We start from the raw sequence: 26063 nt of genomic DNA, 5'->3' as shown, positions 1-26063 counted from the left end.
AGGATTGGAATGGGCTAACCATAAACATCCCGGACTTCAACTGCAAACCAGACAGGGAATTCGCTCACCCGCATCACGCCAGGCATTGAGATCGTGGATCTGCTGATTGCTGCTGCCACGCCATAGCAGGCCCGGGTCTGCCAACGCCTTTTCAAACTTGCCATCCACCAGCACATCCAGCAAAGCCACCAGCTCGCGCTGGGCCTCTGACAGTTCGCCGAGCAGATAGCCGGTCCAGCACCAGATATCCTTGCCCGGACACTCGGCGCGTACCCGTTTCACCAGTGCCAGCACGTGGGGCACGTTGGCCGGGTGGAGCGGATCGCCGCCGGAGAGCGACAGACCTCGCCGTTTGATGCGGCTGTCGTTGAGATCCGCAATGATGCGATCGCTCATCGCCTCATCGAACGGCTGGCCGCCATCGAGCCGCCAGGTGCTCTGGTTGTAGCAACCCGGGCACTGGTGCTCACAACCGGAGACAAACAGGGTGGCACGGGTGCCGGGGCCGTTGATCACATCGACCGGGTAGTATTGGTGGTATTTCATAGATATATCCATTTATTGGGATATTCTTTTTATATTTATTTCTTTTTCAATTCTATCTCCAGCAGTTTTTATACTGTGGTCTATAGCATATTTATCGTTGATAAAATATGCGAACTGAATAATAGTAAACACTATAGCTGCAAATCCTAATATTTTAGCCGCTGTACTATCTAAAACAAAATTAATCCTACGTATAAACCTATTGTTTTTCGTATTCAACTTGTTAGCTAAGGAAAGTGCTAAGGCATGATTAAACCAATACACTTTCTGCATTGTTGAATTGTGTAACTTTATATACTCTTTGCTTTCAAAAGCAGCCACTTCCTCAGCACCAGTCAATAAATCTTTATGATTTCCGTCATTGAGTTCCATAAGTTTCTTCATTCTTGGATGCTCAACACACCTATCACCATAAAGCGCTGATATTAAGGAGGATAAGTTTATTTTCTTGGAATCTGGAATCTTTGAAGGGTTTATTCCAGATAAGACTTTATATCTATGATAGAGAGTTTCAAAACCATAGTTTATATTACTCATATTCCAATGGACCCAAATCGCATCAGGAATAGAAGATACAAACTTAAAAAAATAACAAAGCATCTTCTCCTCAAGGAGATCATAATGCTCATGAATATTTTCTCTTTTTATTTTTTCTATCTCTGCAATCAAATGTATAGAAAAGCTATGCATAGTCGAGCTGTCTCGGTGCAATACAGCTATTGATGTAATCCTTGGAGAATAATTCTCATTGTTATCTCCAAGGTTTTGGCAGGAGTAATGAATAATATGAACATTTTGTGAGTTTTCTTTTAAATACTTCACTTTGATTTGAGCGTTCAAATTTTACTCCTGCACACATCTATCAACTATGAACAATAGCGAACCTAGTCACATATGTTTGACGCGGCGCTTCACCTCTTCCTGCTTGCCCGCATTGAAGGGGCGCGCATCCGGGCTGCCGAGGTAGCCGCAGACACGGCGGGTCACCGACACCTTGGCCGGGTCGTGGTTGCCGCAGCGCGGGCAGGTAAAGCCCTTGGAGGTGCACTCGAACTCGCCGGTAAAGCCGCAGTCGTAGCACTCGTCGATGGGGGTGTTGGTACCGTAGTAGGGCACCTTGTCATAGCTGTAGTCCCAGACGTTTTCGAGTGCTTCCAGATTGTGCTGGATGTTGGGGTACTCGCCGTAGCAGATGAAGCCGCCGCTGGCGATGGGCGGATAGGGCGCCTCGAAGTCCAGCTTGTCGTACGGGTTGACCTGCTTCTCCACATCGAGATGGAAGCTGTTGGTGTAGTAACCCTTGTCGGTCACGCCGGATACCACGCCAAACTCCTTGGCATCGATGCGGCAGAAACGGGTGCAGAGGTTCTCGCTCGGGGTGGAGTAGAGGCTGAAGCCGTAGCCAGTCTCCTCTTTCCACTCGTCGATGGCTGCCCTGAGACGGGCGATGATGGCGATGGCCTTCTGTTGCAGCTCGGCGCTGTCAAACAGGTGCACCTTGTCACCAAACAGGGCGTTGATGGTCTCGTGAACCCCGATATAACCGAGGGAAATGGAGGCACGACCGTTCTTGAAGATCTCGCTGACGTTGTCGTCCGCCTTCAGCCGCACACCGCAAGCCCCTTCCATATAGAGGATCGGAGCAACCCGCGCTTTCACCCCGTCCAGACGGGTGATGCGGTACATCAGCGCCTTCTTGGCGACCCGCAGGGAGGCATCGAGACGATCCCAGAAATCCGCTTCGTCACGGGATTTCAGGGCAATGCGCGGCAGGTTGAGGCTCACCACACCCAGGTTGTTGCGACCTTCGTGGATCAGCTCGCCATTCTCCTCGTAGGCACCGAGGAAGGAGCGGCAACCCATGGGGGTCTTGAAGGAGCCGGTCACTTTCACGACCTGGTCGTAGTTGAGGATGTCCGGATACATCCGCTTGGAGGCACACTCCAGCGCCAGCTGCTTGATGTCGTAGTTGGGATCGCCCTGCTTGTGGTTGAGGCCATCCTTGATGGCAAACACCAGTTTCGGGAACACGGCGGTCTTCTTGTTCTTGCCAAGGCCGGCGATGCGGTTGCTGAGGATGGCACGCTGGATCATCCGCGACTCCCAGCTGTCCCCCAAGCCAAAGCCGAAGGTGACGAAGGGCGTCTGACCGTTGGCGGTGTGCAGGGTGTTGACTTCGTACTCCAGCGACTGGAAGGCGTCGTAGCACTCTTTCTCGGTGCGAGCCATGGCGTAGGCTTCCACATCGGCAATACCCCACTCTTCGGCCACTTCACGGTGTTTCTGCCAGCTGATGGTTACATAGGGAGCCAGCACTTCGTCGATGCGGTTGATGGTGGTGCCACCATAGATGTGGCTCGCCACCTGGGCGATGATCTGGGCTGTGACGGCGGTGGCGGTGCTGATGGATTTCGGGGTATCGATCTCCGCATTGCCCATCTTGAAGCCGTGGGTCAGCATCCCTTTCAGATCGATCAACATGCAGTTGAACATCGGGAAGAACGGCGAGTAGTCGAGATCGTGGAAATGCAGATCACCGCTCTCATGAGCCTGAACCACATCACGGGGCAACATGTGGCTGGTGGCATAGTGCTTGGCGACGATACCGGCCAGCAGGTCGCGCTGTGTCGGGATCACCTTGGAGTCTTTGTTGGCATTCTCGTTGAGCAGGGCGGCGTTGGTCTGCTCGACCAGACCGCGGATCTCCTGCGCCAGACGGCCGCGCGCCTCGCGAGCCTGATCCCTGTCGTGGCGATATTCGATATAGGCACGGGCGATGGCCTTGTCGTCGGAAGCCATCAGGTGGTTTTCGACCCGGTTCTGGATCTCGTGGATATCAACTTCACCACGCCCTTCCAGCTCCTGACTCACCGCATTGGCAATGCGGGAGGCGAGTGCCGGATTGGCCTGATTGACCGCTTCCGCCGCTCGGCTGACCGCCTCTGCAATCAGCTGGGCATTGAATGGTGCGCGACATCCGTCACGTTTGATCACAACCGGTTTCATGAATTTTCCCCGTTAAAAGGCCAGGCATTTGCCTCTGGCTCACCCTTGTTGGGCCCCCCTCCCGGCATCTCGTCCTGGACGCAAATAAATTCAGCCGAGGCTTGACAAGCCTGGGCTGAAGATAGGAAGGGAACAGCTTATACACAGCTTAATAACACAACATATAGGGATTAAAAACGAATGCGTCCCTATATGTGGTGTCTATTAGGCACCAAAGCGCAGCCTCATTTCTTGATCCAGAACAGGTTTTTCAGCGAGCGGGACAGTTCACGACCAACCAAAAATAGCCCCATTCAAATCCAACCTCAAGCAGGGTGCGGGCTGGCGTCCGATCTATCAACCCGAAAAAAATCGCCCCCCCGCAGCACCGGTTTCGAGATGACAGCACCAACCAAAACCGCCCATACTGAACAAGAACTCTCTCCCCTCGACAAGGGACAACCCATGCGCACCTCCCTGCTGTTGCTACTGCTATCCACCCTCTCTCTGCCGCTCTGGGCCGCCAACATTCTGGTGATCAGCAGCTACCATCCCGAATACCTGTGGGACCAAAGCTACAACAAAGGGCTGCTCGATGGCTTGCAGGGGGAGCACAAGATCACCCACTTCTATATGGACACCAAACGCCATCCACGGGAGAAGTTCGACGAAATAGCCCAGCAAGCCATCGCCTTTTATCTGAAGAGCAAACCGGATCTGGTAGTACTGGGGGATGACAACGCCATCAACTATCTGGCCAACGAGATAGCCTCGCTGGGTACCCCGGTGGTATTTCTTGGCATGAACGAGAATCCGCGCCTCAAGGGCTTTGTCGGCCACCCCAAGATCACCGGCGTGCTGGAGCGCCCCCTGCTCAAGCGCAACATCAGCGAAATAAGCCAGATGATGGGGGGGCTCGACAAGGCGCTGGTGCTGTTTGATTCCAGCAATGTGGCCCTCACTGCCATTGAGGATGAATTCAAGACCCAGACCGAGCTGCGGGTCGGCCAGACCAGGATCAACAGCCAGCTGATGGGGGATTACAGCCTCTGGCAGGAGGCAGTGCTCAACGCCAAGAAGAACGGCTATCAGGCGATCTTCCTCGGCCTCTACCACACGCTGGTCGATGACAATGGCAAGCATGTGAGCGAAAAGACGGTGCTGGAGTGGACCAGCGCCAACACGCCGGTGCCGCTCTTCTGTTTCTGGGAATTTACCGTCGGCAAGGGGATGGCCATCGGCGGGCTGGTGCTGGACGGCCACGATCAGGGGATACAGGCAGCCAGCCTCATCAACACCATACTGGCGGGCACCCTGCCCCGTACCATCTCCCCGCGCGCGGCCCTGCGCGGCGAATATGTCTTCAGCAAGAGCGAGCTGGCCCGCTGGCAGCTCACCGTGCCCGACAAATGGCGCCACAAGATCCTCTGGCGTGAGTGACCGCCGAAACAAAAAAAGAGAATCCGGCCATGCCGGGTTCTCTTTTATCAGGAGCTGCGGTTAGGATTGGTGAGGGCTATCAGCCCTGCAACGCCTGTTGCAGCTCCTCTTCGGTCCAGATGGTGATACCCAGCTCTTGTGCTTTGGTCAGCTTGGAACCGGCCGCTTCCCCCGCGACCAGCACATCGGTCTTGGCAGATACCGAACCCGCCACCTTGGCCCCCAGCGCCTGCAGCGCCGCCTTGGCGTCGTTGCGCGACAAGGTGGTCAGGGTGCCGGTCAGCACGAAGGTCTTGCCGGCAAAGGGTTGCTCCGCGGCCTCTTTCTTCTCGATGGCCGGCCAGTGGATGCCGGCAGCCAGCAGAGCCTCCAACACCTCCACGTTGTGGGGCTGACGCAGGAAGTAGTAGACATGCTTGGCCACCACATCGCCCACATCGGCCACTTCGAGCAGCTGCTCCACCGAAGCTGCGCGCAGGGCATCCAGGGTGAGGAAGTGGTTGGCAAGGTTGAGCGCAGTCGCCTCCCCCACTTCGCGGATCCCCAGAGCAAACAGGAAGCGCGGCAAGGTGGTACTACGCGCAGCATCGATTGCGGCTACCAGATTGAGGGCCGATTTTTGCCCCATCCGCTCAAGACCGGCCAGCTGGATGGCGTTGAGGCTAAACAGATCGGCGGGAGTCTTCACTAGCCCTTTGTCTACCAGCTGCTCGACAATCTTGTCGCCAAGGCCGTCCACATCCATGGCACGACGGGCAGCGAAGTGCTTGATCGCCTCCTTGCGCTGCGCCTCGCAGAACAGGCCACCGGAGCAGCGGGCAACAGCCTCTCCTTCCAGCCGCTCCACCGCAGAGCCACAGACCGGACACTCGGTCGGGAACAGGATCGCGCGGGCGTCGCTTGGGCGCTGCGCCTCCACCACGGCGACGATCTGCGGGATCACGTCTAAGTGTCACCTCACACTTTTCATTTCATTTAGAAAAAATCAGCATTTTCGGGCTTGCAGAGCCAAAAAAGGACTACGCTTTCTATGTGAAACTTTCAACTAGGGCAGTATTCATCGTGTCGAGCAAGCGAATCGAGGCTATCTACACACACTTGGGGACGCATCTTAGCGATGAAATTATTTTATGGCTTAAAACGTTCAACAGCACAGCATCAAATGAGTACGCCAATAGGCTACTACGAGTCATGTTGGTATCCGTTACGGGTTATGGAGATGCGTTGAACTCAAAAAACACCATTCACATTAATGAGTTCATAGAACTATATTGCGTTATTGCAAGCCACAAGTATAATTTTAGGGTTGCTAATAACTATATTCTTGCATTGAAAAAATTCATTCTTTTCATGAAGAAAAATGAAGCATTTTCAGGGCAGCCTCTTAATGAACTAGAGTCAACGCTAGAAAGAACAATCACAGAGGATATATTTCAAAATTACAGAGCGCAGAGTCTCCCCTCCCATCAATTAGAACGCTTCAACTTTGACATTAAACTACCATCTAGCACGGATGGAAAAATTTATCCTGGGCTACCTACTCATCTAGAAACAATTCGCCCTCACCTCAATCATGATATATATGATCTAATTTCCTTATTCTTATACTCATGCAATTTACCACATCAACAAGTGCTATCAATAAACCTAGCCAGATATATAATCCCTTTAAAGAGCATATTCAACGAAAGGAATTTATCAGAACTAACGGAAACTCTTAGTTATATTATTGCGCACACTACGACTTACACAAAATCCTTACAGGTCTTTAATTTATTGCTTTTCACATATTCAAATTTATTTAAATATTTAGTTGACAGTAACTATTTTCAAGGGAATATTCTTTCCGCTATAACGCCAATTCTCAAAAAGAAGGATGAAGCTCAGTATGCCTTATGCAAAAGTAAAGTGTTACCGTCATCATTCTTAAGCCAAGCGACAAAAAAACAAGGCTCCGATGATGAGTTCAATGACATATTGTCTTCTACCTGCCCTCCTGACATTGCACAACGAGTCAAAGAACACGTAAATTCATTCAAGATTGTAAAACATCATAGAGAGCCTATTGGAGCATTTCTTAAACACATATCATCAATAAGTAGTAAGTGGTATCAACAACCCAACTTAATACAGGGTGAACTGTCTACCTTTAGGGGAGATTTGCTTAACCGCCTTCAAAGAAACACTGCGTATATGAAATTTCAACATGTTAAAAACTGTATCTCCGTCTTAATTAAACATGGTTTATTACCAAATAGCATTGATCTTCCAAACAACTTACGCAGGGATACTAATACAGAAAAAATAAGAGATGACAATCCAATAATTTCAAAAACCAACATATATGAAGAAGACTTATTGGAACATGTCATTGATTCAAAATCTTTTCTAGAACAGATAGAGAAAGAAATTAAAAACAATATTCAAGCGCTCTTATCATACGCAAAAAACATTGTTTATGAGTCATACAAAAAATTTTGTGACGCTCCAAGTTTAATCGCTATAAGCAACTATGGGAAAGAAACTCAAAGTAATACTCAATCTGCACGAGCTAAAAATAACTCATTCAGTCAACACAACGCTCTAAGGTTAGAAAACACTGTTGCATATTTCACTCAAAACTATCATAAGTTAATCCAAGGCACAAAAGGAAATGAAACAAACGAGGTTATTCTTCAAGAAGATGCGTTGCAATACCTAGGTCTAACTATCATTACAGCATCAGCTATGCAGATTATCATTACAGAAGAGCTGGGTATTAATCCTTACTCTCTCTACACCATGAAAGCATTTGCTACTAGTTATGGAGTAGAGTTTATGCAGGTAGATGATGACGGTAGTGTTAGAGTCAGGACAATAAAACCACGGGCTAGATATGCACGAACTAGAAAAGCAATTGGTGATTTAACTCCTATAGCTAAAGTTAAAGCTCAAGATATTGACGCATCCATTTGTCTTAAAATGGCTATGGAAATGACTGAAAATGCGCGTAATGTTGCGCTTGATCACAACCTGTGGCTATGCATGACAATTAGAGGAATATCAAAGTGTAGAGCTGATGATTTTCAACGTGGCTTCAAGCAGATTCGAAACCATGTTACAAGTGAAAGCAATATAGATGTAATTAATGATGCAACCTTAAAAAAAGTAAGAGTATCTAAAGGAATACTAATCTACCTACAGTCACATGGTGATGCACTGCGCACCGCGACATATTTTGGCAATACTGTTAAAACAACTTTAAATAGATACATACCAAAGTATCTAACAGAGTTAATTTACAGGGTGAAGATCCGTTCATTCCAAAGAATATTATTGTTTATGGCTATAGCTAATAATTCCCCCCCCTTCGAATCAGTCCACCTCAGCGAGAGTAAATTCAAGGCTCAGCTTGCAAGTGCATTTTCTAACCCTGAAATGGGCGGGGAATTGTTCAATAGCCTGACAGTAAAACCTAGTAATGATGAACGTGAACAATCAGTATATTTCTGTGTTTCAGAAAAAAATCTAAAGTTAGCGATTGTTTATGCTAAAGAAGGAGAGGATGAGCACCTAAAGAAATTATGCTCAGATGTTATAAATATGGTGTCCACCTCTAATACACCTTTAAAAATCATGTTGCGAAATGCTCATAAGTCAATAGAGCAAGAGAGTTCATAAATGAACAGAAAAATATCACCAATAAAAGAATTGGTAGACCCAGAAAAAATTCAAGCTATGGCTGCTGACTCAACATATCCTAGACCAAGATGGATGCTGAATGAATCAGCAAACGATCGCCAATGGTTGTTAGCCTCAAATGGTATTGAGCGTAGGTTTTATGATAACAATAACATTAGAAGTCATAGTTTAAATTTTGAAACCATGGAGACGGCACCAAATGAGCGCCTGGGAGATAAGGTAAATCAATCATTACTGACCGATATTCAACATAGTATTTTATACTTAGATATAAATGGTAAAATAACAAGTTCCAACACTGTTAAAACCATTGTTAAGACTGCTATACATCTCATATACCATACGAACGAACGGAGAATTATTGATGGTGAGCCTTTTATTCGCACCTTAGGTGAAATTAAATACGATGACCTAAAGGGTTTCTTATTAGCATATGGGGTTAATGCACAAGTTTTTGAAAAAACTATAGAAATAATTACTGAAAAATACAACAGTATCAAGGACATTGATTGGAACCACATAAAAGCATGTATTTTTCTCACTAAGCGAGAATTTCTCAGCCTTAAAGACAAAGTAAACAAATACTTAAATGAAGATGATAAATTTAGTGCAGAAAAAGAACCAGAGAATAGCTACAAGCGGAAATACAAGAATGCATGTGAAAAGCCATTAGAGTTAGACGAGATACTTCTGCCGACCGAAAGTATTATAAGTAATGCGATATCATCCATCGAGGCTTTATATAGTTCTAGAGCTGCACAGAAGTATCAATTTCAACATAGCCCTATGACTCTATTCAAGAGTGGAAGAGAGATATTTGATATACTAATCGCCAAGGAAAAAACTGCATTAATTCCTGTTCATGTTGCACTTCATACAATTTCATCTGCACTTGGATTTCTTAGGGAGTATGGTAAACCTCTGAACGTATTCATTGAAAACATTTACAAGACTGAAAGGGATATAATTAAAAATCTAAATGTTGCAAATACGACCGCATATGCTCGCTATAACTCTGAAATTAGAACACTTGCGTTTAATAACACACTGATGCCTGAAAAATTAAAAGATTTAAAAATCACATCATGGGAACGCACTAAAGATGAACTAAAAACAATATCCTTTGATAACGCCGATTATAGTATATCCTTAGGCTTAGCAGTAAGGCTATATATTGCTGCAATGTGGATTGCAATTTGTAGTTTTGTTGCTGCTCGTACAACCTCATTACGTACATTGAAAAGAAACTGTTTTGTTCAATCTCCTATAGATGAATTTTACGATATCATATTAAAAATCCCCAAAAGCTCTGAACGATATGAGCTAGAGGATGTGCACAGACCGATTCCAGACCTAATATATGATTACGGATTACAATTTTCTTCTTTAGCATGCTTGATTGAAGATCGACGAAGTTTGGTTGCCGATGAAAATGAACTCTATTTGTTTAGTAACTCAATCAGCTACAGAGCTATATCATCTGGTAGATTGGATGATGGTGCAGGTGATTATCTCAAAACACCTTTAGGTTTTGACTACATAAAATTCTGCTTAGATATGTTCCAGGATTGGTGTAACTCCCCACTTATCGATGGGAAAAGATGGTATTGTACAACTCATCAATTTAGACGCTTTTTTGCTGTCTTATATTTCAACTTTTCAGATGACCAAGGTCTTGAGGAACTGTCATGGTTTATGGGGCATTCAAACTTAGATCAAACATTCTATTATGCAGAAATATCTCCCAATGATGAGTGGATTGAAGAGGCTGAGAATACAATAGCAAGGATCGGTGCGACTCTAAACAAGATTATCCATGGCGATAACACTATTCAAGATATTGTTAATCGAGCCAGAAAGTCATCTACTATTTATACTGTGCTAGAGGGCTTGGTTCATGACCTAATCACAGAACACAAAAATAGAACAGGTCAAGTAGTTCGCTTCTATAAAATTGATAACAATGAAGTTTTCTTTTATTTTAAAAATAATGATGGTGAAACGGATGGCTAAGTTTAAAAAGGGCGAGACATCACAAAGCGTCATCGACAAAAAGAATGTTATAACCCAGGCTATGCTGACTAAATCTATGCTATTAAGTCAGATAAATAATTATGACGACATTCCAAAATCATTAGAAATTAAAACAGAGACAATATCAGAGACATCTGTTCATCAGTGGGAGGATCCAGAACTTGGTATCATTAAGTATTCATGGAATACAGCTCATAAGGAGCATAACGCTAAAGAACTAGCGACATTAATTGACTCCATTGCCAAAGCAAATAAAAGGCTGCTCTCAAATAAGCCCACTCTCGGTAATGAGAATTTAAAATCAGGACTAACCTGGGAAGAGGTTAACCAGATTAAAGAAGAAAATGAAGAGTTACGTGTTGCCCTTGCTGAGGTGTACAGAGCATATATGCAACTTTTAGATGAGTGGAGAGAGGACAAGCAAATTGATGATGTCTATAGACGGTTGATTATCGAACAGGCAAATATCCTCGGGAAAAATAGAGCATGGGAGGTAAAATAATGTCAAAGGTAGTTATAGCTAAAAACACTAATCTCAGATTTCTCGCAACAAGCAGGAAAATTGGAGGTAGTCGTGAATTGCCACTCCCCATGATTATGAAAAAAGGAGGATCGTTTGACTGGGCCGCAAATGCATATTTAACAGAGATAGGTGGCGGTGCGCGATCTTATAATGTCAAGTTATCAGCATCCACCGTTATCAAGAAGGCTTATAGTCTAAACCTCTTTTGTTCCTTTCTTGAAGAACTAGATATAGAGCTAAATAATATCAATGATAGCACTTTGTATAGTTTTATTTCCCATCTAAAGGAAAGAGATATAAATGATGACACGCTCTTATCCCATGGAAAAACAGCTTTAAACTATATAATATTCCTAACCAACCGGAATGCTGATTGGAATTTATCTACGAATCAAAAAGATCCTGAAAAGCAGTTTAAAGTTCATTACTCTATCAAAACGTACAAGAAAGGAACCTTCGAAACAAAGTATAACCACCATGACTCATTTAGTGGATTGATTCATATTTCATATGATATGGAATATGTACGAGACCATGAATTATTAATGTGGTATGAAGCCATTGAAACCTCAAACTACCATCCTCAATTATCCGAATTTCTTACTTCTAGATGGCAAGCCTTAACTACGGCATTAAATATCACAGGTTCTAGGATTAGTGAAGTTCATCAAATAAAGCGCTCCATGATAAAAGATGCTGCCAAGTCATTATTTACCCCCAATCAAAAAATAGTCATCAGAAACATTCCTGTCAGCAAGGGAAAATATAGCGGTAAATTTCGACAGGTGCAAACCACGAGTGAGGACTTACAAATTCTACTCTGGCACGTTCAGTTAATAGAGGCAACCTTCAAGTCTCTTGACCATGATGCTATTTTCGTTGACTCAAGGACAGGAAAAGCACTAACAGCTGCATACTTAAAAAATTATACGAAAAAAGTAATAAACACGAGTAAGTACAGACACCAGCTAAGCCATCTAACAAATCACTCCTTTCGTCACAGATTTATTACGCTGTTAATCGCAAGGGAAATAAAAAAGTTAACTGCATCGGGGAGTTTCTCCAACATTTTGAGCGTGGCTAGCACTGCGTGCAGAAAAGTTACGCTACATGCATCCAACCAAACGCTTTCTCACTATATCCACTTAGCTACAGAGTATAATAGAGAAGATAGTGGTGACACTCTCGGTTTAGAGAATGAGGCAACCCCATTGAGAATAAGAGTCCAAAAAATGCTAACAACTGTAAAACTGTTACGTCAGGAACAAATAGGTGATAAACAGGCTCTTGAAGAACTTGTTCACTCACTGGATAGTTTAAGCCCATTTTTTGAAAGAAATTAGCATACTGAAGCAAGCTTGCTTGAGCAACAAACAAGCCTCGAAATAAAGAAGCTTGCTTGTGCAAAAAAACAGGCAAGGGAGCTGAGCTGCTTTCAGCCAGCGGGGTTATCTCGACAGTTGAAATCAATTTAGATGTAGGAGAGGTAACATTAGCGTGCTAACTCGGTGCTCCCCAAAGCCCTCATCACCCCCTCCACAGCAGCTAACCTGCCACGTAGGTCACTATATTCCTTACATCTATCGCTGAGAGCATTCTCAATAGCCATATCCAGAGCCGGGTAGTCTGCTTGCAGCTTATTGTATTCAGCAATTGCAGCCTGGCACTCCTGAATTTCAATGCGGTAGAGGCTCGCTTTTTCGTTTAACTCATCTAAGAGAGCATTATTCGATTCCTCTTTGTATTCCTGTTTCTGAACTTTCTGAACTTCCTGCTCCCCCTGAGTCTCTGGGTCACTCAATTCCTCTTGAAAGTTCACATCATGAAATAGAGGGGTTTTAACGAAACTTGGATACGATCGGACATCATCAACATTTCTCCGTTCCAGGAAACCCGCGTCAACCAACTTCATCAGATTACGATAAACGAGGCCATATCGCCTCTTATGGGCCTGATTGTACTCTGATTCACCAAAGACTGCGTTCAAGCACTCCGTTGTAGTGAAATCATCCATCTGCAAACGCATGAGTGCGGTGTAGAGCGCGGTTGGTAACCACACAGTCTGGGAGCTCATAAGCAATCCTTAGTCTCGAACGAAAACATTTAGTGGAAATCTAAACTCGATTGCGGATTATAATCCGTGGTCGTTAGCCAAACAACCAGAGATAGTGCTCGCCAGTGAGAGGCGAGACATGCAAGATCTAGCAAAAAAATTTGGTGATGCTGTACGTGATAGACGGCTTCAATTGGGCGTATCGCAAGATGCACTCGCATATGCGGCCGAAATTGATAGAAGCTACGTAGGACGAATTGAGCGTGGTGAGGTTAATATCACCCTGGAAAAGGCTTATCGTCTTGCTAGGGTAATGGGGTGTGACATTCGCGAATTGCTGCCATAGATATATTTGCCAAATAATTATCTCTTCACCCAGATAAAACTATATTCCCCTATTATTCACAGTGATGGCAATTAACATCATTGCCAGCTTTAGCATTTGCCTATTAGCTATTAAGCCCCTCCCCCTATTGCCTATCTATAGAAAGCGTCACAAACTGCCGTTTTCAGAAAATGCCTACATGGTCTCGATTGGCGCATTGATGATAAAGTGACCCTTTCACCACTCTTTATCGAGCCCTCTATACATGCAGAGACCAGACCTCAGAGACATCCACCAACTTACCAAGGACGAGTTCAAGCGCATTCTAGGCCCTGTGGCTGGAAGCCTTGATGACGGATCGAAGGTGGTATTGGGGATGCAATCTGATGTGTTTGCTTGCTGTAGTATCCAAGGAGACCAAATCTCGGTGAGGGGGACGCCCAGGTTTGAGCAGGCCATCAAGTCGGCATATGCTCAAGCCAAGCCGACAATGTGGTTTGGTTCGGCAGAGAAAGAGCGTCCGAAAACAGAAACCATACCTCCTGCTCTCAAGCCAAAAACCGATACAACGTCAGCCACAACCTATCGTGTGCCTGTGCTCATTTACAAGTCGAAGCGTGAGCCAGGTAAGAACGTTGATGGTAGCCCTGCCGAAGATATGACCTATGGCACGATGACGGCTGAGCAGATCAAGGCTATCCCCATGTTCGTAGGGAAGATGGGAGATGACGGCTTTATTGGCGATCTCGAAAAGAGTGACCCCAAGGTGTTCTTTAGTAGCTTCCGCAACATGACCACATTGTTTGCAACTGGTGACTTGAAGATGAACATTCTGGCCATGATCGCCAAGTTCGAAAAATCTGAGGGGGGTGAATACCGGAACCAAGCATTGACGAGAGCAGCGCGAGCTCACCCGACCACGATCAAGTTCTCAGATACCCTTATCAAGGAAGTGAAGGCAAAGCTGGCCGAAGTTGATGGTGATGTGAATAAGCTTGTTCTGAGTGACTTGATGCAGCAATACAGCAAGACCTCCGGCTTTCGGTTACCCATCTTCAACTCTGCGGTAGATAAGGTGCAAGGCCTCACAATTGCGGTGAATGATGTCTGGGCAGGCAAGGCGGAAATCACGACATATGAAAAGTTTGGCGATTTCTACAAGGGCACGATCAAAGTAACGCTATATGACCACTTCGGTCTCGATTATCCTGACATTGGCCCTGACCCCACGACCGGAAGAGTCAAGTTCTACGGCCTGGCGTCCGGTTTCAGAAGCTGGTTTGTTCTTCAACACTACAAGCGCTTTGCCTACAAGCCGTTTTTGACCGTCATTGAACTCAGCTATCCATTCCAAGGGGAACTAAAGTGAGCGCAGCCGTGAAGACAGAGAGAACATGGGTATTCGTGTTGTTCATGCTCTATCACCTCTTGAATGCATCGATCCTGTTCATTCAGCCTGTCTATGACTGGTTTAACGATGAATACTCACTGACTGGCCTATATGTACTGCTCATGCCCTATCTCTGGGGTTTGATAACAATACTGGGTGCGATTTTGTTCTTGTCAGATCGCTCTTGGAAATACCTGGCAGGTAATCTACTCGGTGGTTCAATTCTTCTCTTTTGGTGGCTTAGATTGGCATCCCAATATTAGTGAGTATCGTCAGGCATATGAATGAGTAGACCGAACGGCATTTTCTTGGGCGTGGCTTCATGCAGCGCAAGCTGCAAGCTCACAAGAACCATTCGAAACGAAAACGAGCTCCCGCCTTGTCTATCAACTGGTTGCAGTAGCTCCACCCAGCAGCAATAAATCCAGTTTTTCATCAGCTCCGGTCTGAGATTTTCAGCCTGTATCTCCATCCTCATTACCAGCTCTGCTGATCTGCTGCATGTGTTATATTCGGCTCAAACATTGAGCTGAATGATGGGCGGGGTCGGCTCATTATTGAGACCTTAGCACGTTGGATGAGGAAATAATGGAACCATTTTGGATTTGGCAACAAGCCGACTGGCCCCATTTTCGTTGGCAGGATAGCGAGATATTGCCCAGATTACGGCATGCTCAACGCTGGCTGGGAATGCTAATAGGTAGTCATTCCAGATTGGGGAACTCCGATCAAACGTTGGATACGTTACTGGCTAACATCATCTCCTCATCCGCTATTGAGGGTGAGCGTCTCAATGCCCAATCCGTGCGTTCCTCCTTGGCTAGGCGGTTAGGGGGATCAGAAACTCCGTCCTATCCCGTGTCAGATCGCTCAGAGGGGCTCGCGGCAATGATGCTGGATGCCATCGACAACCATGAACAACCACTGACAATTGAACGACTTTACCAATGGCATCGTTGGCTGTTCCCCGCCAACGAATGGTCGGTGCAGCCAGTGAACGTAGGGCAGTTGCGAGGAGATGAGCCGATGCAGGTTGTCTCTGGGCGTGTAGATCGCCCCACCGTGCATTTTGAGGCACCGCCCAGAGCAACTCTGGACGATCAACTGGCCGAGTTCATCCCCTGGTTTAACCAGACTCAGCATGACCCCACGATGGATCCCCTCCTTCGTGCGGCAATCAGCCATCTCTGGTTTCTGACCCTGCATCCCGTTGATGATGGCAATGGGCGGTTAGCGCGGGCACTGACCGATCTCGCGCTGTCACAGGCTGACAGCCACAGCATCCGGCTGTATGCCATGTCAGTTGCCATTCTAGAGCTGCGGGGTGACTACTATCGAGCGCTTGAGTCAGCGCAGAGGGGCTCGCTGGATATTACCTCCTGGCTATGTTGGTTCCTCGACACACTGGATTACTCCATAGAGCTGGCATTACAGGTTATTGATCGTTCTCTTGCCAAAAAACATTTCTGGTTGCAGCACTGTCATGATGGTCTGAGTCCAGAGCAAACCAAGGTTATTAACCGTTTATTGGATGGCGGCCAACAAGGTTTTGAAAATGGCATCAACGCCAGCCAATATCAAAAAGTCGCCGGAGTCAGCAAGGCTACTTCTACACGCCATCTGGCTGAACTGGTGGAAAAGGGATGCATTGAGAAATTACCTGGTGGCGGACGCAGTACACGCTATCAGATCCGCTTGCACACCGAGCGAGTTTGAAACAGCATCGCCATGGGGCGTTAATTTCATTTGGTAGATGAGACCTGCGATTGACGTACCAATGAAGCTCTTTAATTAAATATTGACGCCATGATTAGTTCCGTCAGGCATATGAACGAATAAACTTAGCCGACAGTCATTACTCTCAACAGACCTTTTGAGCGACAATAAACCATCGAGAACATCGGGATCTATTTCAGGAACATCACCAGCCATGAGATTTGAAAGCAATTTGGTCAGAGCGATACGGACTCTCAGCACTTCGGCAAGCTCCTTTGTGCTCTGAGCTACCTCAAATGGTTGTGATTCGATTAAATCTTCCAATTTTTTACTCATAGACATCAGATACCTTATAATAAATGGCTAGGCCATTTGGCAGAAAATGCTATCCATTAACAGTAGAAAAGGCATCTCTTACATGTTTCACTATCACAGCATCTTGAGAAACCAGATGATTTAGACTCGATAACTTAATATATACCGGATTGTTTATTAAGTCAGAGTTGCGAGTATACACTTCAAGTGCTTTAATCGCCCATCCACCCAGTGATATATAGCCAGCCCCCATAACATTTGAGTATTCCATTACAGCCCCAGCAGCTGCGGGAATAAATGCACCAGCAAAATCCAGAGATGCTACTCTCGTTTGATTTTTTTCAATCCTTTGTATTTCTTTGTTTAAGCAGTAGAGCTTTTCTGTTCTTTGTTCCTCACTAAGCCTAGAAAATTCACCTATTATTTTTGGTAGAGTTCTAATAAGACTGCGTGATAATGCATCATCGAGTTCCAGTACGCTCATGTCATTATTAACTGCAAACACTTTACTCAAAATTGTCGATATCTCAGACTCTCGTATGGTTTGTGATGTACTAACAACTCCGTTATATAAGCCACTAATTATTTGGCAAGCATTAACCTCTGAGTAGCCACTAGAGTCGAATGGAAAGTGATGGGCTTTTAATCCTTGGGAAAACTCGTAGCTAGAGCTCGCACTAGATAATTCTATAGTATAGTCTTTTCCTTTTTCTTTAAATCCCATTATGGCCATTTCAGATAGGCCCAAATAATGTGTACCTACTGCGCCTTCTTTATTTACAATATACTCTCCGAATTGCCATTGTGCCGAAAGCATATCCGCTAATCGCTGCAATCCTAGATTTCCAGAACGAGAGCAGTGGTGAACAAAATTATATTGCTCATCACTCGAAAAAGTAGTCCCAACAACACCACTCTTTTCTTGGATACCTTGAATGGTTGCTGCGGCTAAACGTCTAGAGAAAATAATAGAATTAGGATTAACTGAAATAATGTCAAGGAGCAAAGATTGAGAATACCTAGCTAGATTTTGTGGGACAACAAATAATAATCGCCCACGAAAAATCAATTCACGCAACTCAAACCTATTAATTTTAAACATTTCATAGAAATGCTCATTGGACTGCTCAAGCGGCAATGCGATAACCACCTGTTCATATAGCGTCAAATAGACCCTAATATTTAGACGAGAGAAAACTGATGCATCAACAAAACAGCGTGTTCCGATTTTATCAAAACCAGGCAATAAGTAACTCGCTGCTGAATCAGAATGATTCCCACTAAAAATAAAATGTCGATTCTCAAGCCAAAAATCTTCATCTTCTTCATAGCATGCAAGTAATTCTTTTGGGAATTGCTTATGAATCAGTCCGCTAGCAGCCAATAATAAGTTGCCATTTTGATTTGGTTTATAGTGAACTTCGCCAGGGTAGTCCTTTATTCTATCATTGTGTATAAATACGTAATCATACCCTTGATAACCAAGAGACTCACATATCAACTGAATTTCTTCCTTGTCACTTTCTGTAAAATTACATTTTAAGGTAATCTGGAACTTGTTAGTCCCATACTTAAAATCAACGTAGAATGGATGATATTTTTTAGGAATATGCAAATTCAGTTCATTAATTGTTTCGTGCATATTCATAGGATGACCATGAAGATGACTTTTCTCAATTGAATTTCGCAGCGCTATAGGCTTATAGCTATCTAAGATCTCCCCAACAATTTTTGCGGCTGGAATTCCGGCTGTTTTAAAATGATGATACTGCTGACTTAGCTCCTCTAGAAGCTCCTTGTTACTGTTTACTTCTAGTATCACAGCAAATAATAAATCACCATCTGTAAACAATCCCTTATGTGTATATTTATGAGTGTCAAACCTAAATCTCTCATAGTCATGACGGATCACATCCATTATTGGAAGACTATAAGGAAAGCTATCACTCATAATTAACCTCTACACATATCTATGGTAGCTAGAAAGAGCCCATGCCACACAGGCATGGGCTCTCAGCACTAGATCAAGAACTCTTCCAATGCTCGACCACTCGCAACAGCTTCTGCGATGGCCTTGGGCATACGACCTTGGCCAGTCCAGGTTTTCTCCTGACCGTCCTCGTTATACTTGTATTTGGCAGGACGAGGAGCGCGTTTGGCTTTGTTGGCTGAACCATCAGCTTTCGCTGGAGCCGCAGTGCCAACCAGCTCGCTCGGATCGATGCCTGCTTCTTTCAACATCTCGGTGAACTCAGCCAATTTTTGCAGGCGCTCGGCAGATTCCTCTCTCAATTTGGTTTCTTGCTGCTCACGCTCAGCAAAAACCTCATCCAATTTTTCTTTAACTTCGACCAGTTGCTCAAATGACAACTCACGCAATGCAGCTCGCAGACTACGGATATTCAACAAAGTTTTCAAAAAATCGTTCATTTTTATCCTCATGTATCACACTTTTATATCAGTGAAATTATCTCTCAACCCCAGCATTAGCACCACTGTTTTTGGCACCAAGACGATTGTAGAAGTAGCATTATTCAAAAAGACGTGAGCGAAATCGCGTTCGGATCTGTTTAGTGGCCTAGCTCCAATCTGCTATGAAAATATGTAGCTAAAAATTAAATCCAAGTGGTAGTGAGCGTTGAGACCACCTCACCAGATGAGCCGATGAAGGATCTTGTTCGGCTCACGAAATGAGCCGATAGGACAATATCATTGGCTCACAGAATGAGTCGATGATAAGAAATTTTAGATTTGCCCCTTGAGGATCCAGACACTTCGCCCCTCTTAACTTAAGAGGAAGTCTTGGATGACTAGGCCACTACACATCCATGTCTCCAGAAAGCAAAAAACCCCGCAACGAGGCAGGGTTTCAGCATTTTTTCAACTTCGCACTCAGGGTAGCGACTCTCCCTTGTTTCAACTTCGCACTTAGGGTAGCGAATCTCCCTGTGCCTTGATTCTATGAAAGGTGAAGCCGCTAGTCAACATTATTACTGGCATAACCAGCATTGAGCACTTATTTGATATGTTATTTTTGGATGTCTTTGCACTCAAATTTTGGAGGTGTTTTCCAACCTGTAACGCGCCCGCTGCGTTTGTTGATCCTGCGGTATTCATTACCCAACAGGATTTCCCATTCAGAGCCGTTCTCCGATAGAACCAGAAAAGTAGTCCCAAGCTCAATACCTATGCCAGGCTCAGTACAGATCAGCTCAGTCATCGACTCTCCTCGGTGCTAGGACATATCACCATTTTTTTCCGATTGTTCAAGAACGGAAGCCATCGCGTCTAGTGACCGAGCAAGGGCACGACACTCGTCTGCGGACATTAAAGCGGATGTGAATGCGGCAGCATTCTCATTGTGAACATCTATTTCACTGACTCTGATGTAGCCACCATATGGGCTGGAATAGACGCTTACCTCTACTTGATGGGGTGGTGTCCCGATTGGTTTATCCAACTTTAAAACACTTGTATAAATAGGCATAGTCCCTATTCCTAATCGAACTCTTCGAAACTATAGAATATTGCTCGGGGTTGCTCATGATGTCCATCAATAAATCAAGACACTAACCTAGTTGGTTGGAAACCAAGTGTCAGCCCTGCAACATGTGCAAACTTTGTTGAGCACTGGGCACGACAGTGTGGGGTGAGATAGGGCATGATAAAGAGCACATGTAGACAGAGGAATGTAACATGACACCCGATGCAGTCCATAATCCGAGCCTTAGAGCAACACTCCTTGACCCCTTGGGTGTTCCTCGTGACGCACTTAGTGCTCACCTGTGGATTGTGGCAGGAGTTCCTGCGGACATCATCCATCAGCTAGCTGCGCTTGTTAGAACTAATGTTGGTGTGATATGTAAGCTGGCTGGTATTAGCCAGAGCACTGTTACTCGCAGGCTCAGAGCAGATACCCCTCTATCAATATCACAAGGTGTCAGGGTGTATGGAGTAGTGCTCGCCCTTGATGCCGCACTGTCCCTTCAGGAAAACGATGCCGTCATGGCATTGTCGTGGTTACACCGTCCTGCATGGAGCCTTGGTGGCGTAGCACCTGCCGATCTATTGACTACTCCGATGGGTGTTCAGGCGGTTGTCGATCTTGTGGGACAGGTTGAGCATGGGGTTTGCCAATAAGCAATAAGTCGGGGGCTGAGAGGATAAAATCATCTAAGTTGGTTAAACTTCCACCAAACAGAATGATTTTCAAAAGTTTTTCACCCCCCCCACTTGAAAAATTCGAAAAACTGTCCATTTACTAATTATGAGAGCTTGAATTAAATTTCAGCGTTTGAACATTCCGCTGCTTCGCAGCGAAGAGAGCCCAGTTTTACAACCCCTCACACGATTTTATTGAAAATAACAAATAAAAATCGCTCTTATAAACCAAGACTAATTGGATTGATATAATAAATTAATGCTCTATTACTTGGTAATGGCTTGAAAACTCATACACAGAGAGAAAACAGAAAACAGAACCTCAGTAAGTATGTGGTTATATTCGCCCTGTAGGGCGGAAAATTAAAAAGGCGTTTTTGCAAAGCATGATAACCCTACCTGTGCAAGCGCTTCTCTGCTATCATCCGCAGCCCATGAACAAATCGCATACTGGCGTGACTGTAACGCCGCCCTAACCCCTCCCTCTGCGGCTCCTGCCGCCTGACTCTGGTTGTCACAACCGGAGCGCTTTTTTACACCCATTAGATCCCAATACAACAATCTGATCCTGCCCGAACTCCATCTGACCCCCAAGTCGATGGGTGCGTTGTGCTATGGATCCTAAACAAGCGAGAAAATCCCCCCATGCTAGAACGTGCAAGACAAGAATGGTTCTCCAACATCCGTGGTGACCTGTTAGCCGGAATCGTGGTCGCCCTGGCGCTGATCCCAGAAGCCATCGCCTTCTCCATTATTGCTGGTGTAGACCCCAAAGTCGGCCTCTATGCCTCCTTCTGTATCGCCGTGGTCATAGCCTTTGTTGGCGGTCGTCCAGGCATGATCTCGGCAGCCACAGGCGCAATGGCACTCCTGATGGTGACCCTGGTCAAAGAGCATGGTCTGCAATATCTGCTGGCGGCCACCCTGCTCACCGGAATACTCCAGATCGCGGCGGGTTACTTGAAGCTCGGCAGCCTGATGCGGTTTGTCTCTCGCTCGGTGGTGACCGGCTTCGTCAATGCGTTGGCGATCCTCATCTTTATGGCCCAGCTACCAGAGCTTACCAACGTCACCTGGCAGGTCTACGCCATGACGGCGGCAGGCCTTGGCATCATCTATCTGTTCCCGCTTATTCCGGTGGTAGGCAAGCTAGTGCCTTCTCCGCTGCTCTGCATCGTCATCCTGACGGCAGTCGCCATCACCATGGGCATCGATATCCGTACTGTAGGCGATATGGGCGAGCTGCCCGATACTCTGCCCATCTTCCTGTGGCCCGAAGTGCCGCTCAATCTGGAGACGTTGGCGATCATCTTCCCATATTCCGCAGGTCTGGCTGTGGTCGGTCTGCTCGAATCCATGATGACGGCAGCCATTGTCGATGACCTGACGGATACCAGCAGCGACCGCAATCGCGAGTGCAAGGGCCAAGGAATTGCCAATATCGGCGCGGGCCTGATGGGTGGCATGGCGGGCTGCGCCATGATTGGTCAGTCCATCATCAACATCAAATCCGGTGGCCGTGGCCGCCTCTCCACCTTTGTCGCTGGCACCCTGCTCATCCTGATGGTGGTCTTCATGGATGAGTGGATCCGCCAGATCCCCATGGCAGCCCTGGTAGCCGTGATGATCATGGTCTCTATCGGGACGTTTTCCTGGGAGTCGGTTCGTAATCTCAAGAAGCACCCGCTCTCCACTAATATCGTGATGATCGCAACAGTGGCAGTGGTCGTCGCTACCCATAACCTAGCGCTCGGGGTATTTGTCGGGGTACTGCTCGCCTCCTTGTTCTTTGCCAACAAGGTTGCTCGCTTCATGCTGGTCAAGAGTGACAGTGAGCGTCATGGCGAGGTACGCACCTATCAGGTTCGGGGCCAGGTGTTTTTCGCCAGTGCCGAACAGTTTTTTGCCGGATTTGATTTCAAGGAAGTGGTAGAAAAAGTGGTGATCGACCTCACCCACGCCCACTTCTGGGATATCACCGCTGTCACCGCACTGGACAAGGTGGTCATCAAGTTCCGCCGTGAGGGCACAGACGTTGAGCTGATTGGCTTGAACGAGGCGAGTACCACTATCGTTGACCGCTTTGGCGTTCACGATAAACCGGAAGAAGTTGAAAAGCTGCTGGCTGGACACTGATCACAAGAAGGAATTTACCATGACAAACATTTTTGCCTGTATCGATGGTTCACCTGCCATGACAGCTGTGTGTGATGCTGCGGCATGGGCCGCAGCCAACACTGGGTTACCTGTCACTCTACTGCACGTATTGGAAAAAAATGAGTTTGAAGGACAAGCAGATCTCTCCGGCAACATCGGCCTGGGCAGCCGCGAGCATTTGCTCAAGGAGCTCGCCGAGCTGGATCACCAACGCAGCCGTCTCGCCCATGAACAGGGGCGCATTCTGCTGGACAGTGGCAAGGAATATCTGGCTGGTTTGGGGGTGTCAGGGGTCGAGGCCCTGCAACGCCACGGCCAGTTGGTCGAGACGACCCTGGAACTCTCATCCGGTATGCGGATGTTGATCATGGGCAAGCAGGGCACCGCCCATGCCCACGAACTGATTGGCAGCAATATCGAGAACGTCATCCGTACCTTGGCTAATCCCATCATGGTAGTGCAGCCGGGCTTTCAGGCCCCAAGCCGCTTCCTGTTTGCCTATGACGCCAGCCCGACCACCAAGAAGGTGCTGGAATTGATCGCAAGCAGTCCTCTGCTCAAGGGGCTGGAGTGTGACTTGGTGATGGTCGGCGAACCGAGTGATGAGCACGAGCGCCAGCTGGCACAAGCCAAACAGTTGTTGAAGAGTGCGGGTATCAGGGTTGAAGCAATGCTGCTGCAAGGAGAGGTGGTGCCAGTTGTTTGCCAGCATGCAGAAGAGGTAGGCTGCGACCTTATTGTGATGGGGGCTTACGGTCACTCGCGCATTAGGCAATTTATTGTTGGAAGTACGACAACGGCCATTTTAAAAATGGCGGAAAGAAGCATACTGCTGTTAAGATAGTTAGTCGTGCGCTAAATACAAAAAGGATGAGTGGAACAACCACTCATCTCTTACATTACGGATATTATAAATAATTCCTATTCTATATGGATTCCTAATAGTACATATTTACCATACTAGCACGAGATCAGGATATGCTATCTTTGACTGTTGTACCTAACAATTTGATAAGTATCGCATGTCCCCTCTTAATAACCGTTTGCAAATGCAATTACTTAGTGTAAAACTCATAAAGTGGTGTTTCATGCATTGGAGATATTATGTCTAAAAAACTCGAACACGGACGTTATTCAATAGAGCTTCATGCTGATTGTATCGTCATATGTGAGTTAATAGGTACATTCAATAAGGAGGGTGTGGCAGCATGGATTTTAGAAATGCATTCGACTATTGAAACAATAAAAGAAAAACCATTTGGCCTACTTATTGATGTAAGACATGATGCTGGTGCGACAGAAGACGCCCTTGAAGCGGCAGATAGTTTTCATCAATGGTTGGGAAATAGCATGCTAGTGTGCCAAGCGCATGTAATATCCTCACCAACGTTGTACTCAATTTCGATAAGTAGGCTCCCGTCACTTAAGCTGCATGAAGTAAAAAGTTTTTTAAGAATTGATGAAGCCTGCGCATGGATTGTAGAGAAACTAAAAAAACAAAATAATATAGTGTGATTAAGTGCGGTGATACTGAATTTAAGGCATGGAATTAGTCTAGAAATGCAAGCTATAGAAAATTAGTATCTATAAGCAGCTTTCCAATAAGTATACATATCTACTTATATCATATTAGATGTTACAGTCCGCATGAAGCTAAAAAACCACCTAAAAGATCTTGAAATAGCAGTAATGACTATATATTCCGGCTCAAATCACACCTTGGATTGAAATATGGATTTCTTTATGCGATAGATTATTTCTTTTAGAAAAATCGTCAACGCAGATAGAGTAGGAAATTCTACAACGCTTATTAGCTTGAAGATTACATATCAACTTTGACTCATCAAGATATTATAACATTTTTCTACAAGAGGAGAAATCGGCCTGTCTTTCAATAAAACGATAAATAATGGGCGAAATCTAATAGAAATAGGCATAACAGAAACATCATCAGCATATCCTGATTCACGCACCACCCGAGAAGACACCAGCGAAACTCCTAGTCCCTCAGCAACAGCTCTGACTATTCCTTCAGTACTACCATATTCAATGCACCGTATAGGGATAATGCCTTGATTTTCTAACCATAACTCTGTTGCTTCTCTCGTTCCTGAACCAGGTTCTCTTAACAACCAAGTGTGTTGTGCCCAATCATGTTCATATGTATCTGATGTTAGGGATGTAATAAGACAAAGCTCATCATCATGCCAATGACATGATAAGAGGCGAGGATCACTCAGTGTTCCTTCGACCAATCCGATATCGATTTGACAGTCTAATAACTGCTGTCCTATATACTGCGTATTTCCCGTAGTTATTTTTAGGTCAATATCAGGAAAACGTTGTATAAGTTTTGATAAATATGGTCGAAACCAATACCCAGCAATTGTGCTACTTGCTCCAATTGTCAAGCGCCCTTTCTTCATTCCAATTCTGGCTTGCATATCATCAATGGCAGCACGCTCTAACATGTATATTGCATGCGCATGGTCAAATAGCACTTGCCCATGCTCAGTCAAATGAATCCCTTTTCGGCTTCTACCTGAACCTCTTTCTAGTAATGGAAGTCCTATCTGACGCTCTAACTCACTAACTGCTTTTGATACCGCTGGCTGGCTAATACAAAGATGTGTGGCTGCATTGGAAAAACCGCCCTCACTTGAAACCGTATAAAAAATGCGCAAAAGGTGTAGGTTTATAACCATAACTGTAGGTTATCCATTGTTAATTATTATGT

General features: G+C 45.7%; 21 protein-coding genes and 2 pseudogenes. 13 read left to right on the top strand and 10 right to left on the bottom strand.

The window, feature by feature from the left end; all coding sequences use genetic code 11:
* Nucleotides 1-36 precede the first annotated feature (36 nt).
* From nrdG to nrdD, 3 genes are read right to left on the bottom strand one after another with little or no spacing between them, the layout of a single operon-like run.
* Entirely contained in the window at nt 37-546 is a 510-nt protein-coding gene (nrdG, locus tag AB5Y92_RS16195) for an anaerobic ribonucleoside-triphosphate reductase-activating protein (RefSeq protein ID WP_042055243.1), read from the bottom strand.
* Nucleotides 547-558: 12 nt separating this feature from the next.
* Nucleotides 559-1386, bottom strand: coding sequence for a hypothetical protein (locus AB5Y92_RS16190; RefSeq protein ID WP_139732991.1), 828 nt, complete (start codon nt 1384-1386; stop codon nt 559-561).
* A 48-nt stretch (nt 1387-1434) separates the two neighbouring features.
* Complete coding sequence (gene nrdD, locus AB5Y92_RS16185; RefSeq protein ID WP_042079841.1) at nt 1435-3552, bottom strand: anaerobic ribonucleoside-triphosphate reductase; 2118 nt, start codon at nt 3550-3552, stop codon at nt 1435-1437.
* A gap of 444 nt (nt 3553-3996) precedes the next feature.
* Here nrdD and AB5Y92_RS16180 point away from each other — a divergent pair, with 444 nt between their 5' ends.
* Nucleotides 3997-4971 (top strand): ABC transporter substrate-binding protein, encoded by a 975-nt coding sequence (locus AB5Y92_RS16180; protein WP_005338444.1) that lies wholly within the window; start codon nt 3997-3999, stop codon nt 4969-4971.
* A 79-nt stretch (nt 4972-5050) separates the two neighbouring features.
* On the opposite strand, the pseudogene ligA reads toward AB5Y92_RS16180, so the two are convergent.
* Nucleotides 5051-5917 (bottom strand): annotated as a pseudogene (gene ligA / locus AB5Y92_RS16175) (NAD-dependent DNA ligase LigA); the annotation flags it as partial.
* 245 nt (nt 5918-6162) lie between these two features.
* On the opposite strand from ligA, the gene AB5Y92_RS16170 reads away from it, so the two are divergent.
* Genes AB5Y92_RS16170 through AB5Y92_RS16155 form a run of 4 tightly spaced genes read left to right on the top strand, consistent with a single transcriptional unit; the run spans nt 6163 to nt 12552 of the window.
* Nucleotides 6163-8631, top strand: coding sequence for a hypothetical protein (locus AB5Y92_RS16170; RefSeq protein ID WP_323941367.1), 2469 nt, complete (start codon nt 6163-6165; stop codon nt 8629-8631).
* Nucleotides 8632-10665 (top strand): hypothetical protein, encoded by a 2034-nt coding sequence (locus AB5Y92_RS16165; protein ID WP_368193056.1) that lies wholly within the window; start codon nt 8632-8634, stop codon nt 10663-10665.
* Nucleotides 10658-11188, top strand: coding sequence for a hypothetical protein (locus tag AB5Y92_RS16160; RefSeq protein WP_323941365.1), 531 nt, complete (start codon nt 10658-10660; stop codon nt 11186-11188). The genes AB5Y92_RS16165 and AB5Y92_RS16160 overlap by 8 nt, the downstream gene beginning before the upstream one ends.
* Nucleotides 11188-12552: a tyrosine-type recombinase/integrase gene (locus AB5Y92_RS16155; RefSeq protein WP_368227138.1), complete on the top strand. Its 1365-nt coding sequence runs from the start codon at nt 11188-11190 to the stop codon at nt 12550-12552. Before AB5Y92_RS16160 ends, AB5Y92_RS16155 begins: the two co-directional genes overlap by 1 nt.
* Nucleotides 12553-12701: 149 nt before the next feature.
* Here the strand turns inward: AB5Y92_RS16155 and AB5Y92_RS16150 are convergent, their stop codons facing one another.
* Nucleotides 12702-13283: a hypothetical protein gene (locus AB5Y92_RS16150; protein WP_236279766.1), complete on the bottom strand. Its 582-nt coding sequence runs from the start codon at nt 13281-13283 to the stop codon at nt 12702-12704.
* Between the two features lie 118 nt (nt 13284-13401).
* On the opposite strand from AB5Y92_RS16150, the gene AB5Y92_RS16145 reads away from it, so the two are divergent.
* The 4 genes and pseudogenes from AB5Y92_RS16145 (at nt 13402) to AB5Y92_RS16130 (ending at nt 16693) form a co-directional block, all read left to right on the top strand.
* Nucleotides 13402-13608: a helix-turn-helix domain-containing protein gene (locus AB5Y92_RS16145; RefSeq protein ID WP_080631368.1), complete on the top strand. Its 207-nt coding sequence runs from the start codon at nt 13402-13404 to the stop codon at nt 13606-13608.
* 355 nt (nt 13609-13963) lie between these two features.
* Complete coding sequence (locus AB5Y92_RS16140; protein ID WP_368227137.1) at nt 13964-14956, top strand: DUF3289 family protein; 993 nt, start codon at nt 13964-13966, stop codon at nt 14954-14956.
* A 609-nt stretch (nt 14957-15565) separates the two neighbouring features.
* Nucleotides 15566-15799: pseudogene (locus AB5Y92_RS16135) on the top strand (DUF4172 domain-containing protein); the annotation flags it as partial.
* A gap of 66 nt (nt 15800-15865) precedes the next feature.
* Entirely contained in the window at nt 15866-16693 is an 828-nt protein-coding gene (locus AB5Y92_RS16130; RefSeq protein ID WP_368227154.1) for a Fic family protein, read from the top strand.
* 75 nt (nt 16694-16768) lie between these two features.
* On the opposite strand, the gene AB5Y92_RS16125 is transcribed toward AB5Y92_RS16130, so the two are convergent.
* The 4 genes from AB5Y92_RS16125 to AB5Y92_RS16110 form a co-directional block, all read right to left on the bottom strand.
* Nucleotides 16769-17029, bottom strand: coding sequence for a hypothetical protein (locus AB5Y92_RS16125; RefSeq protein ID WP_368227136.1), 261 nt, complete (start codon nt 17027-17029; stop codon nt 16769-16771).
* A gap of 49 nt (nt 17030-17078) precedes the next feature.
* Nucleotides 17079-18959: a hypothetical protein gene (locus AB5Y92_RS16120; RefSeq protein ID WP_368227135.1), complete on the bottom strand. Its 1881-nt coding sequence runs from the start codon at nt 18957-18959 to the stop codon at nt 17079-17081.
* Nucleotides 18960-19027: 68 nt separating this feature from the next.
* Entirely contained in the window at nt 19028-19438 is a 411-nt protein-coding gene (locus AB5Y92_RS16115; protein ID WP_241278963.1) for an H-NS family nucleoid-associated regulatory protein, read from the bottom strand.
* Nucleotides 19439-20036: 598 nt separating this feature from the next.
* On the bottom strand, nt 20037-20228 hold the full coding sequence (locus AB5Y92_RS16110) for a hypothetical protein (RefSeq protein WP_368227134.1): 192 nt from the start codon (nt 20226-20228) through the stop codon (nt 20037-20039).
* 476 nt (nt 20229-20704) lie between these two features.
* Between AB5Y92_RS16110 and AB5Y92_RS16105 the strand changes: the two genes are divergently transcribed.
* The 4 genes from AB5Y92_RS16105 to AB5Y92_RS16090 all read left to right on the top strand — a co-directional run bounded on the left by AB5Y92_RS16105 (nt 20705) and on the right by AB5Y92_RS16090 (nt 24841).
* Nucleotides 20705-21148, top strand: a complete 444-nt coding sequence (locus AB5Y92_RS16105) for an antitoxin Xre/MbcA/ParS toxin-binding domain-containing protein (RefSeq protein WP_081100790.1) — start codon at nt 20705-20707, stop codon at nt 21146-21148.
* Between the two features lie 666 nt (nt 21149-21814).
* The gene (locus AB5Y92_RS16100; protein ID WP_368227133.1) at nt 21815-23305 is read left to right on the top strand and encodes a SulP family inorganic anion transporter; all 1491 of its coding nucleotides are present in this window, start codon (nt 21815-21817) and stop codon (nt 23303-23305) included.
* A 19-nt stretch (nt 23306-23324) separates the two neighbouring features.
* Nucleotides 23325-24170 (top strand): universal stress protein, encoded by an 846-nt coding sequence (locus AB5Y92_RS16095; protein ID WP_042024862.1) that lies wholly within the window; start codon nt 23325-23327, stop codon nt 24168-24170.
* Nucleotides 24171-24430: 260 nt separating this feature from the next.
* Nucleotides 24431-24841, top strand: a complete 411-nt coding sequence (locus tag AB5Y92_RS16090; RefSeq protein WP_368227132.1) for a hypothetical protein — start codon at nt 24431-24433, stop codon at nt 24839-24841.
* 314 nt (nt 24842-25155) lie between these two features.
* Here the strand turns inward: AB5Y92_RS16090 and AB5Y92_RS16085 are convergent, their stop codons facing one another.
* Nucleotides 25156-26031: a LysR family transcriptional regulator gene (locus AB5Y92_RS16085; RefSeq protein ID WP_080768715.1), complete on the bottom strand. Its 876-nt coding sequence runs from the start codon at nt 26029-26031 to the stop codon at nt 25156-25158.
* Nucleotides 26032-26063 lie beyond the last annotated feature (32 nt).

Source organism: Aeromonas sp. R1-1 (genome assembly GCF_040908495.1).
In the GTDB taxonomy this organism is placed as follows: domain Bacteria; phylum Pseudomonadota; class Gammaproteobacteria; order Enterobacterales; family Aeromonadaceae; genus Aeromonas; species Aeromonas veronii.
The sequence above is the reverse complement of the archived record's forward strand: the minus strand, read 5'-3'. Positions and strand labels throughout refer to the sequence as shown.